Raw genomic sequence first — 12065 nt, 5'->3', positions numbered from 1 at the left:
ACTTACAGAAGGCCAGCTTCCTTGTAGTATTTAACGGCACCAGGATGCATAGGGCCAATTGCAGAAGAGAGGGCCATTTTGCCGTCAAAGTCCTTCATGGTCTTGGATAGCTGGCGCCAGGTCTTTTCATTTTCGATCAGAACTTTGGTGACATCATAGACAAACTGTTCTGGCAAATCCTTGAGAACCAACACTTGAGTCACAGCGGCAACCGTTGGAGTATCCCGTTGTTCGGATTTATAGGTGCCACCCTTGATGGTGAAGTTGGCATAGCCCTTATTTTGCGATTGCAGGGCACGAACGGTCGCGAGATCGAGGGGGATCAAGCGGATGCCGCTACGCAAGGTGGTATCGAGTTCCTGAAGAGAGGAGTTAGGCTGGTTGAGCATACCGAGGAGCGCATCAATATGACCGTCGCGCAACAGACTGGCACCATCAGCGGTACCAACATACTGCACGTTGCTGAGGTCGTCATAAGAGAGCCCATTGGCCTTAAGGATCGACTGAAATGCCAGTTCTCCACTGTAGCCTTTGATGCCAGGACTGACGCTCTTACCCTTGAGATCCTTGATGGTCTTAATATCTGAATCACCACTGACGGCGATGAAGAAGACGTTGGAGTAGAGACCTGCGATCGTATCGAAAGTCGTTACCGGCTTACCCGCAAAGGCCGCCTTACCCTCCAGAGCCTCGGGAACGGTCTGGCCGTTACTAAAGCCCATCTGGAACACACCCTGCTCAAGCCCCTTAATATTTGCGATGGAGCCACCTTGAATGACGTTGACCACGGTCTTGTTGTACTTGTGAATAGCATCGCCGTAGGCTCCTGCCAAAACATACCAGAAGCCACCAACGGTCGCGGCTCCGAAGGTGATCATTGAGGTATCGATCTTACCCTTGTCCGCAGCAAAGCTGCTGGAAGGTGTGAGGCAGATAGATAAGGACAACATCAGGGCTAAAACCATGGGAAATAATGCAGTTCTCTTCATTGTTAATCTCCTTACTGTTTGAATAGTTTATGTACACAGAGGCCCTGTGTTGAAAATGTGGCGATTCCACAACTTCAAACCAAAACAATTTGGACCTGATTTGATTTAGGGCAAAAAAAAATCACCGAAAGTACAAACGTGCGATCCGTTTTCACGGATGCCGTTGTATTTCCGATGATATTAGTCGTATTTCCCGGCTGGAGATTTTTGACAGGGGAGTCAAAAACATAAGCCAGAAAAAACTAAATCTCGAAATTTGACAATATATCTACGTTATATTTATGTCAATAGCTTTATCGGAATTCGCCTAAATTCACTTTTCCGCTACAGTCGATAAATTGCAGTTCTTATCCGCAACATACTGTTAAACAAAATAAAACAGGCTAATTTATGCAAGCAAACGAATTACCTGACAATAAAAAACCGAGTTTGATTTTCACTTTATTAAAGCCAATAATCCGAGAATTCTAACTCATTTCTGTGTCTTCGAGGGCCGCATATTGGTACCCATTTCTGGTGAGCGCGCGTCGGCAACAGCAGTGAACTTTTGAGGCTAAATTTTTCTTTTCAGCAGCTCGATACTAACCCCGTCCGGTGCTTGGATGAAGGCGATCCGTACCTTCGGGCCAAAATCGACTGGTTCCAGGGTAAACATTGCCCCTTTTTGTTTAAGCACCTGACAGAACCGGTCTAAATCGCCTGTTACCCTGAAACCAAAATGGTCAGTACCCCAATACAGGGCCTTTTTATGGACAGCCTCTTCGCCACTGCGTTGGCCACGAATGATAATTTTGGCACCAATAAAGTCAACTGTCACTTGGGGGGCACCGCCGACCTCGATATTGGCGGTAATTTTGCCGTCCAGCATATCGACATACCATTCCGCCGCCGCAGACGGATTTTCGCTAAGCAGGTGAACATGGTCAAATACAATAGTTTCAGTTTCCATAAAGATATTCGCCCTCACAGGTTAGTTATTTAAACGTAGCCATCCTGACCCACACTAGTGGTTCCAGAATAAATCGGCCGACTACTTGTAAGACCAACCCCGGATAAAGGGTTCCCGGTCAAATACCACTACTTGAGCAGATAACCCTTAGATTTGAGGTATGGGAGCATGTGCGGGCGCGCTTCCTTTGCCAACATGGATGATATCCGCACACTCCAGGAGTCGTCTTTGTTACTACCGGAGCGGGTTCGGTAATATTCACGAATCGTCTGGTCATAATCCCTGATGAGGGCGGCATCAGAACTGTCATCATAGCTCTCCTGTTTAAATACAACCGACAGGGGCAAGCGCGGTTTGATCTCAGGATTTTGTGCCGGATAGCCAAGGCAGAGGCCAAAAACAGGACAAACCAACTCGGGTAGACCCAGCAACTTGTCAACCTCGGCGATATGGTTTCTGATGGCACCAATATAGCAGCCACCGAGCCCCATCGCTTCAGCGCCAACAAGTACGTTTTGGGCAAACAGGGCACAATCCAGAGCGGCAGTTAAAAACTGCTCAGTATATCCAGACAGCATCGGGGCATCGTGCATATCACAAGACAACCGATGGCGATTCATATCGACACAAAAAACCAGGAATACCGGCGCATTGGCAACATAGACCTGCCCGGCTGAGTATTCGCAAAGCTTCTGCCTTGTTTCCTGATTGCTTACCTGAATGACAGTACATGCCTGAATAAAACTGGAGGTAGCTGCACACTGTCCGGCTTCAATAAGGGACTCAAGCAATTTCTGGCTTACCGGTCGATTTAAATATTCCCGGATGGAACGATGCGCCTTCAGCAATTTTATGACATTATCCACGATCAACTCCCGTTTAAGGTGGTCAGCTGATGAAGTCTTAAAGTGAGACGACTGCTGTTTGGTTCTGCAGCAATAGCTCTCCTGGTTCAGGAGATTAGCCAAGTCCATCCAGTCCCATACCAAGGGGTAAATAATCCCTCAAGACAATCAAGAGCAAACTAGCGTACCTGCTTCATGTCGAAATAGCGTTGAACAGCTACCTTGACGCAGGCGTTAACTGCTTCGGTTGATGGCGCCAGGTACCGGGTTCGGATCTTCTGACAGAGCCCTTCCACCCCATCTTTAAGGTGATACCCCTGAATCACCCTGGCAATAAAATCACGAGCCAGAGAGGTGACAAAGGTAAATTCGGCATTGATAATCCGATCGGTCTGCGGGTCAATCTCAAGGATAACTCCAACATACTTGTAAATCGAATTCATCGCTGTTCCTTGCGGCGAGGGGGCATAGCCGGTCACAAGGATTGTTTCGGCGAGATTTAAATCCACATTTTCTGACCGATTCTTTTTCAAAGACGTCTCTCCTGTTTTATACCCTTAACCCCACTTCCCTTCTCGACGTATGGGCGAGGGGTAATGAAGTTGAACGAGCGAAAAGAAGTTTATGAGCGGACACGACAGCAGAATCCATGTCGTTAAACCCGGCAAACACAAAAGGGGAAACAGATCAAAGCCATTCGATTCGACCCTGAGCGGAAAAGATCCCCGGAAGAAAACCTTTTCCGCTCAGCTGTATAACGGACTGAAAGGACACCTGTCTTGACACTACCCGGCCCTGTTGCCAGCGCGCCAGGACCGAAAATACTTCAGAGTACAATCATCCCTGCTGTGATAAACCTCAACCGGCCCGAACCTGGCTCAGTGTTCTGAGTGGGGTCAGGGCCTCTGGATCGACTTTAAGTTCTATGATCGCTGGTTGCCTGGAGTTGCGGGCCCGCTCAAAAGCACCGAGGAAATCCTCGGTTCGGGTCACGGTTTCCCCATATCCTCCAAAGGCTCTCGCATAGGCTGCAAAATCGGGGTTTCGTAAGTTCGTGCCGCTGATTCGGGTCGGGTAATTGCGCTCTTGGTGCATGCGAATAGTGCCGAACATACCGTTGTTTACGATGAGAGTGATAATGTTGGCCCCATACTGGACGGCAGTCGCAAACTCCTGACCATGCATCATGAAACAACCATCGCCTGCCACACAGACAACATCCCTTTCTGGATACTGAAGTTTTGCGGAAATAGCGGCCGGCAGCCCATAGCCCATTGACCCGGAAGTCGGTGCAAGCTGGGTTCGATAACTGCGGTATTGATAAAAGCGATGTAAAAAAGCGGCGTAGTTCCCTGCGCCATTGGTGATGATGGCCTCTTCCGGGAGCGCGTCACAAAGCTGATTGATCACCTGGGCCATTTTAACGTCGCCAGGGGTGTCCAGCGGAGTTGAAAAATTTATATAATTGGCGTGCTCCGTGGCGATACGCGCACTGTTATCAATATTGCTGATCGGTTCCATCTTTGCGAGTGCGGCAATAAATGAGGGTTGTGAGGCATTGATCGCCAGATCAGGGCGATAAACCCGCCCCAGTTCGTCCGGAGACGGATAAACGTGGATTAATTTTTGCTCGGGACAGGGGCTTTTGAGCAATGTGTAACCACTGCTCGTTATCTCTCCCATGCGCGAGCCGATCAGGGCGATCAGATCAGATTCGCTCACCATTTCCGCCAGCTTTGGGTCGATACCGATACCGACATCGCCGACGTAATTGGGATGCGTGTTGGGGATATAGTCCTGACAGCGAAACGAAGTCGCGATTGCGACCTTGTTGCGTTCGGCAAAGCGAATGAGGTTGTCCGTGGTGGTCCTGGTCCAGGGACTTCCGCCAACGATCACAAGTGGTTTCGCCGCGGCGGCGAGCATGCTTCGAAATGCTGCGACATCTTCCGGGGCGGTACGGGCTTCGACATTGACGTACGTTTTGCCGTCCTCGACTTCGGCCAAAGACGACTGAACATCCTCCGGCAAGGCCAAAACAACCGGCCCGGGGCGTCCGGAAGTAGCAATATGATAAGCATGGCTGAGGTATTCAGGGATTCTTTCAACCTGATCAATCTGACCGACCCATTTTGCCAGCGGCTCGAACATCTTGCGGAAATCGACCTCTTGAAAGGCTTCGCGATCGATCATCTGCCGACTGACCTGGCCTATGATCAGAATCATAGGGGTGCTGTCCTGTTGCGCAATGTGAACGCCAGCTGAAGCATTTGTTGCACCCGGGCCACGTGTGACCATGCAGATCCCTGGTTTGCCCGTTAATTTGCCATAAGCCTCGGCCATAATAGCCGCACCACCTTCTTGCCGGCACACAACAGTTTCAATCTGGGGGACATCGACAAGTCCATCGAGGACGGCCAGGAAACTCTCACCCGGGACCAGAAAAACACGCTCGCACCCGTGAATCTTGAGCTGCTCGATGACAATGCGTCCACCATGACGCAGGTTGCTGCTTTGTTGCATTCTTTCCCTCCGAAAATTTTCTCTTAGCACGGATTAAACTCCCTGATACAACCCGTTGACCTATTCCAGGTGTCAGGTTAAAAGTCATACAGGTTGACCACTTGAATCCTCACTACCGCTTCGATAACGATAGGTTGCTTCACCAATTGCGATAATTTCATCGGCAGCGTTGAACACTTCAGCACTGGATACAAAGATTTTTCTACCCCTGGTGCGCTTGCGGCCCACAGCGCGGATGATCCCGGATGAGACCTGCCCCGTGAAGCTGGTGGTCAGAGAAAGAGTCACCGCCTTGCGCATGTACCCAGGAACGGAACAATGACAACCTGAAAAGCCACAGACGGTATCTATCATCGCGGTTAGGACGCCGCCGTGGAGAGTCTTGGCGCGGTTCAGATGCTGGGGGCCGATTTCTATTTCCAGAACAGCGAGGCCTGGTTCCCATTCAACCATCCGAAAATCCAGATGGTTGAAATAGCCGCTTTCAATCAAACTATGATCCATCTGTTCCCCAAGATGTTTCTGCATCAACATGCCTCACTTTCCAAAATAAAGATCATGCAACTTGTCCAGGTCGACATTTTCCGCCTTTTCAGACATCAGAATTTTGCCGGTCTGCATCAAGTACACATGGTCAGACAGGCTCACCGCCATGTGAGTGTTTTGTTCAACCAAAACGATAGTTCGACCCTCATTTTTAAGCAGCTTTATGATTGACGCGATCTCCTTAACTATTACTGGGGCCAGCCCGAGAGTCGGTTCATCCATAATGATGGTCTTTGGTTCGGCCATGAGACCGCGGCCGATGGCCACCATCTGGGCTTCACCACCGGATAAGGAACCTGCAAGTTGGGTTCGCCTTTCCTGCAATCGGGGAAACATTGCATAAACACGCTTCAGGTTCTCCTTGCTCTTTAATCTTTGATCTTTCGGGAAGGCGCCTATTATCAGATTTTCTTCAACACTCATCTCCTTGAAAATCATCCGCCCCTCAGGGATCATGACTATCCCGTGTTTTGCCATATCCCAGGTTTTAATGCCCAGCAAGGATTGTTCTCCGAGCATGATCTCACCCTGAGTTATCGGGAGAAGCCCCATAATCGCTCGCAGCAGTGTCGTCTTTCCTGCACCGTTGGGGCCGAGGATTGTGGTTAATTTACCTTCGGTCACAACCAGAGAAAGATCCCACAGAATGTTTATCGCACCATAACCGGCACGTAAATTGGTAACTTTAAGCATGATCCCCCCCCGTATAACATTCAATAACTGTAGGATCGTTGAAAACCTCACTGGGGGGCCCATCAGCGATAATCTGACCGAAATTCAGCACACAAATACGTTGGCTAAAATTGGAAACAGTTTCAATGTCATGCTCAATCATAAAAATACTGATCTGGTATTTATCATGCAGTTTTTGCAGAGTTTTTAAAAACTCGCGTTTCCCGTGTGTTTCAAGCCCCGCCAAAACCTCGTCGAGCAGAAGTATTTTAGGATTTGTGGCCATGGCTTTGCCCACTTCCAGGGCCTTGAGTTCCGTCAACGACAGTTCTGATGCGGCATCAACCTCCGCCTTGGCCGAAAGATTGAGAAAATCAAGAATCTCATTGATCTTCTCAAGATTGACCCTGCCGGTACCGAATCGCTGAGCCACGATCAAATTTTCCCTGACAGTCAATTCATGCATCGGCTGCGGGATTTGAAAGGTCCGCCCTATCCCCATTCTTGCTTTCGCATAAAGGGGCGATTTCAAAACATTTTTCGAATCGAAAATCACCTGGCCGCTGCTCGGCTTGGCCAGTCCTGAAATCACATTAAAAAGTGTAGTTTTCCCCGCACCATTAGGGCCAACGAGTCCGACAATTTCATTCTGCCCGATATGTAACGAAACATCTTTCAGTGCTGTCAGGCCACCGAAACGCATTGTCAGGTGATTAAGTTTTAGCATGGCATTTCCGTTTAAAACCGAGTTTAGAGATCAATTTTTTATTAACAAAGGGCATCAAACCATCCGGGCTGAACAGGACCATGGCTCCAAGCAGTCCGCCAAGGACGATCTGATGGCCATGCGGAAGGAGGTCTTTAAATACTAATTGGTCCATCAAATAGACAACGAGGGCCCCAACCAGCGGGCCTGGCAGGGTTCTGTATCCTCCAAAAATAGCTGCCACAATCGGGAGCATGGACCAGTCACCATGAAAGGCATAGTCTGGCTCCAAAAAATTGATAAAGTGGGCGTTGAAGGCACCGATCGTACCCGTCATAAACGCAGAAACGAAGAGCATCATGGCCTTAAGTCGGGTGCTGTTAACCCCAACTACACGAGTGGCATCTTCGCTTTCGTGCATAGCGCGCAAGGCCATCCCGTAATAGCTCTTTCGGATGAGATGGTAAATCCAGGTAAATATCAGGATGATGGTTATGATCACCAGATACCCGCCCTGTACGCTGCCGAAATCATAACCGAAGACCAGGGGAAACTGCGGTATGCTCGACAGCCCCGCCGATCCATTGGTAATACCTCTGAATTCGGTGGCCAGGATGCGAAATATATGGGCATAGGCAAGGATCGCTAGAGCAAAATACGGTCCACTCAGGCGCAATGCAGGCAAAACCAGCGTTGATGCCACCATGGCACCAACACCGCCGAGCAGCATGGCCGGGAACACGGGCATCTGGAAATTAAGGGTGAGAAGGGCTGAGACGTATGCTCCCACGCCAAAAAATGCGGCATGGCCAAAGCTCACCATCCCCCCCAAATTCCCCAGCAACGCCCAGGCCAGTGCTATCCCGGCAATGGTAAGTGCTGCGACCAACAAGTTCATTATGTACAAATTGTTACTCAATAACAGCGGGACCACCAGATAGCCCACTATCAGTGCAGGAATTACCGTCCGGGGGGTCATCCACGTCTCCTTGAAGCGCCAAACAGTCCGTTAGGCAGAATAAACAGAACGACGAGAAACAACACCATTCCAGAGAGCTCCTGCAGCGCCGAACTGTAAAGGGTAACGGTTAACGATTCTGCAACCCCAAGTAAGAGCGCCCCTAGCAGGACCCCCGGGATTGAGCCAACACCAGCAAGGACCGTAATTATGAAAGCCTTAACGGTCAAATATTGCCCTAGAGCTGGCTGTATAACACTGCTGCAATAAATAGCTTCGCCGGCAAAAGTTGCGAGAATCCCTGCGACGATAAAGGAGACCACTTCGATCCGCTGTGGATTGATCCCCATCAGCATGGCTGCATTCCGATTGGAGGAAACAGCGCGAAGTGCGCGCCCATACCAGCTGCGATTAAGCCACCACCAGAGCATCACCACGAGCACCAGACTGACTCCAAAAAAAACCAGTTCGCTGTGCATGGCGTAAAAAGGTCCAAAGACTACGGGCTCTTGAAACCAGCTAAACCCGGTGCTGTGAATATCTGCCGACCAGATGGCCAGAACCAGGTTTGTCAGCATGATACCGATACCGAAGGTAAGGATTAAGGAATTGAGCTCTCGGTTTTTGCGGATGCGACTGAGCAAAAAATAGACGATGACCGAAGTCAGACATACAAGCACCAGGGCGATCGGGATTGAGAGTAAAGGATTCAATCCAAATCTGGTTTCTACAGTGTATGCAATGTATGCGGCAAGGAGGACTAGTTCACCATGCGCAAGGTTGATGACCTTCATGGTGCCGAAGACCAGCGCCAACCCAAGGCCGATAAGGGCATAGGAGCCACCAGAAAGAAGTCCGGAGTAAATTGATTGTAAGATCAGGTCTAGCATGTTCTCACCGTACCTTTGTCATTCGTACCTGTGCCATGAGGCTCTAAGGGAGCCAGAGCCTCATGGCAGTCGTTTTACCAAGGAGTAGCAGGGAAATTCAGTTTTCCATTGGCAGCACTTTTAGGCCAGACGATCACAACCTTGCCATTCTGATGCTGGCCCATGCGATGATTGAAGTTTGGATTATCGCCATTTTCATCGAAGACAACTCGACCGATAAGGGTTTCTTTGTCGGTTGCCCGTAGCTCCTTTTCAAGACCCCCCTTATACAGGGTTCCCTTATTGTAAGCTCTCAGGATGGCCTCAAACAGCAACTGGGATTGAACATAACCAAATTGGCCAAGATAGTCCGGTTCCTTTTTGAACAGTCGACTGTAGGTTTCGGCAAAGAGTTTGCCGTCGGGGGTCGTGAATTCGGCAGGATAAGGCAAAAGGGCGGTACCGCAGACATTAGGCATAAGGTCAGGGAACTCAGAAGCCATTTTTGAAGTCGCCAGCGACCAGACCCCGACCATTGCCTTAACCGTCTTTGGTTTCATGACCTTGGCCGCCCGAATGATATTCACATAATCGTTTTCGTAGCCGACCATAGCGATGGCCTCTGATTTGTCTTGCAGCCTGATTTTATTGATGACCGGTTTGAAATCGGTAATTGAAGGATCAAAGGCATGCATCGTCACCTTGACCCCTTTCGCTGCCATGGCAGTTTCTACATCATGAGCGAGCCCTTCGGTCGCTTCTTTGGTGGAATAGATAACCGATAATGACTTGATTCCCATCTCCGTAAACAGACCTACCATCGCTTTGGCATACCCGGCCGTATTGTTGATGCGGAAAAAGGTTTTATAGCCTCGTTGAGTCAAGGAATCACTAACGCCACCGGAGGTAATGTAAACCAGACCAGCCTTATTGGCAGCATCGGAAGCAGGACCGATGATATTGGAACCATAACCACCAGTGAACGCAATTACACCCTCTGACGCCAATTTTTCTACCGCAGCCAGAGCCTTAGCGGGGGATGATTCATTATCGATAGTGATTACCTTGATTTTATGGTCAGGGTGTTTTTTGTTGAACATTTCCGCCGCGACCATGATCCCCTCATGCATACCATTGCCAACACGGGCAAGTTTGCCACTGAGAGGAACGTCTGAGCCAACCAGAAACTCCTGGGCTTTGGCCTGAGTGGCGCTCAGCATGAGACAAATTGCCACCAATAATAGAGCATGAAATCCATTTTTCATTTTATCCTCCTTGGGGTGATGTCCCCATTTTATTCGGCTTTGTGGCCGAGGTTTTTTGCTTTAATTTCATGTATTTGACATGAATTAGCTACGGGAACGAATCATGTTGCGTGCAATCACCAATTGCTGTATTTGACTGGTGCCTTCGTAAATCCTGAACAGTCTGACGTCACGATAAAATCTTTCAATCGGGTAGTCGCTGACATAGCCTGATCCACCAAGAATCTGGACTGCCCGATCGGCCACGCGACCACACATTTCGGTCGCGAACAATTTACAGCAGGACGCCTCCGTACCAATATCTTCACCCAGATCGCGGCGTCTCGCAGCGTCCATAATCATGCAACGGGCCGCATATATCTCCATTTTACTGTCCGCTAACATGGCCTGAATTAATTGGAAGCTGGCAATCGGCTGACCAAATTGTTTGCGTTCCAGGGCATAATTCAAGGCATCTTCGAGCATCCGTTCGGCGGCGGCAGTGGCGACTGCGGCAATATGCAGACGCCCCTTATCCAGGACCTTCATGGCGGTCTTAAAACCAACCCCTTCCCGCCCACCGATGAGGTTTGACACGGGGATTCGACAATTTTCAAAAATCACGTCGCAGGTGTGAGCGCCTTTTTGCCCCATTTTCCTGTCTACTTTACCTAAAGAAAGTCCGGGAGTATCCGCCGCGACAATGAAAGCGGATATTCCGGCAGCCCCTTTGATAAGCGGGTCGGTCCGTGCCATAACGGTGAAAATGCCTGCTTCAGGTGCATTTGTGATAAATCGTTTGGTGCCATTGATGATGTAGTGGTCCCCATCACGCTTCGCCGTGGTGCGCAGACTTCCAGCATCGGACCCAGCATCGGGTTCGGTCAGCGCAAAGGCGCCGATCAATTCTCCGGTGGCTAATTTGGGAAGATAATAACGTTTTTGCTCCTCGGTACCATCAATAACGATTCCCAGAGAACCAATCCCGTTATTGGTTCCGATCAAAGATCGAAAAGCCGGGGAGGTTTTTCCTATCGCCATCGCCACCGTGACTTCTTCTTCTATTGTGAGCCCCAATCCGTCATATTCTTCAGGGATTGTCATACCGAACATGCCAAGATCTTTCATCTCTTGCACAATATCTTCCGGAACAGCATCGTTTAGTTCAAGAATCTCTTCATTGGGGATTAGCCGTTCTTTCACATAGCGCGAAATAGTTTCAACTAGAACGTTTAAAGTTTCCTGGTCTCTGATCATTGCAAATTCTCCATGTAAAAAGATAATGTCGTGCCTAATTAAATTTGATTTTTTATTTGATATGAGCGCGTTAGTTGCATCAGCCTTTTTTACTTACATACTTCTATTTCATGAACCAAAAAAATTTAATCTCTTGATAAATATCAACTGTTTATAATTTAAAAGAGTTACATAATCGTCAATCGTCAATTATTGTGGCTTTGACTAACAGGTACCCCCAAAGCGTCTGGCAAATATTTACCCTTATGTCGATCACCACTCACATATTTTTCAAAAGTTTCCACGCAGACATAACCTACCCATCTCGGTACCTGACCCTATTAAATTAATTTTCCTGTGTCAACAAGTAAAACGTGGTTATTTGATAATCATAGTCCGCTAGGCGGACCTAGAATATTTAAAACAAAAATCTCAAGCTCGTCTTTATTAATATTTATAGGCATATAGACCTCAAAAGACATTCGAAATTGGGATGTTATAAAGTAATATACTTTCATTGCATGTTCT

General features: G+C 48.7%; 12 protein-coding genes. All 12 read right to left on the bottom strand.

Translation table 11 applies throughout. The features are described from left to right. Nucleotides 1-2: 2 nt before the first annotated feature. Nucleotides 3-989 (bottom strand): TAXI family TRAP transporter solute-binding subunit, encoded by a 987-nt coding sequence (locus D888_RS0108610; protein ID WP_020676147.1) that lies wholly within the window; start codon nt 987-989, stop codon nt 3-5. Nucleotides 990-1542: 553 nt separating this feature from the next. Then, entirely contained in the window at nt 1543-1938 is a 396-nt protein-coding gene (locus D888_RS0108605; protein ID WP_020676146.1) for a VOC family protein, read from the bottom strand. Nucleotides 1939-2066: 128 nt separating this feature from the next. Then, complete coding sequence (gene nfsA / locus D888_RS0108600) at nt 2067-2804, bottom strand: oxygen-insensitive NADPH nitroreductase (protein WP_020676145.1); 738 nt, start codon at nt 2802-2804, stop codon at nt 2067-2069. A gap of 158 nt (nt 2805-2962) precedes the next feature. Next, the gene (locus D888_RS0108595; RefSeq protein ID WP_020676144.1) at nt 2963-3316 is read right to left on the bottom strand and encodes a DUF3870 domain-containing protein; all 354 of its coding nucleotides are present in this window, start codon (nt 3314-3316) and stop codon (nt 2963-2965) included. Nucleotides 3317-3641: 325 nt separating this feature from the next. Then, nucleotides 3642-5306 carry a thiamine pyrophosphate-binding protein gene (locus D888_RS0108590; RefSeq protein ID WP_020676143.1) on the bottom strand — a complete coding sequence of 555 codons (1665 nt, stop codon included), beginning with the start codon at nt 5304-5306 and terminating at the stop codon, nt 3642-3644. Between the two features lie 84 nt (nt 5307-5390). After that, nucleotides 5391-5834 (bottom strand): PaaI family thioesterase, encoded by a 444-nt coding sequence (locus tag D888_RS0108585; RefSeq protein ID WP_211215660.1) that lies wholly within the window; start codon nt 5832-5834, stop codon nt 5391-5393. Nucleotides 5835-5843: 9 nt separating this feature from the next. Further along, the gene (locus D888_RS0108580; protein WP_020676141.1) at nt 5844-6545 is read right to left on the bottom strand and encodes an ABC transporter ATP-binding protein; all 702 of its coding nucleotides are present in this window, start codon (nt 6543-6545) and stop codon (nt 5844-5846) included. After that, entirely contained in the window at nt 6538-7251 is a 714-nt protein-coding gene (locus tag D888_RS0108575; RefSeq protein WP_020676140.1) for an ABC transporter ATP-binding protein, read from the bottom strand. The genes D888_RS0108580 and D888_RS0108575 overlap by 8 nt, the downstream gene beginning before the upstream one ends. Further along, nucleotides 7238-8209, bottom strand: coding sequence for a branched-chain amino acid ABC transporter permease (locus tag D888_RS0108570; RefSeq protein WP_020676139.1), 972 nt, complete (start codon nt 8207-8209; stop codon nt 7238-7240). Before D888_RS0108570 ends, D888_RS0108575 begins: the two co-directional genes overlap by 14 nt. Continuing rightward, nucleotides 8206-9078 carry a branched-chain amino acid ABC transporter permease gene (locus tag D888_RS0108565; protein ID WP_020676138.1) on the bottom strand — a complete coding sequence of 291 codons (873 nt, stop codon included), beginning with the start codon at nt 9076-9078 and terminating at the stop codon, nt 8206-8208. Before D888_RS0108565 ends, D888_RS0108570 begins: the two co-directional genes overlap by 4 nt. A gap of 74 nt (nt 9079-9152) precedes the next feature. Next, on the bottom strand, nt 9153-10322 hold the full coding sequence (locus D888_RS0108560; protein ID WP_020676137.1) for an ABC transporter substrate-binding protein: 1170 nt from the start codon (nt 10320-10322) through the stop codon (nt 9153-9155). A gap of 84 nt (nt 10323-10406) precedes the next feature. Then, a complete protein-coding gene (locus D888_RS0108555) occupies nt 10407-11558 on the bottom strand; it encodes an acyl-CoA dehydrogenase family protein (protein ID WP_020676136.1) in 1152 nt (383 codons plus the stop codon). Between the last annotated feature and the right edge of the window lie 507 nt (nt 11559-12065).

Origin of the sequence: Geopsychrobacter electrodiphilus DSM 16401 (assembly GCF_000384395.1) — a bacterium.
Taxonomy (GTDB): Bacteria; Desulfobacterota; Desulfuromonadia; order Desulfuromonadales; family Geopsychrobacteraceae; genus Geopsychrobacter; species Geopsychrobacter electrodiphilus.
Note: the sequence above shows the minus strand (reverse complement) of the source record. Positions and strands in the feature narration are given on the sequence as shown.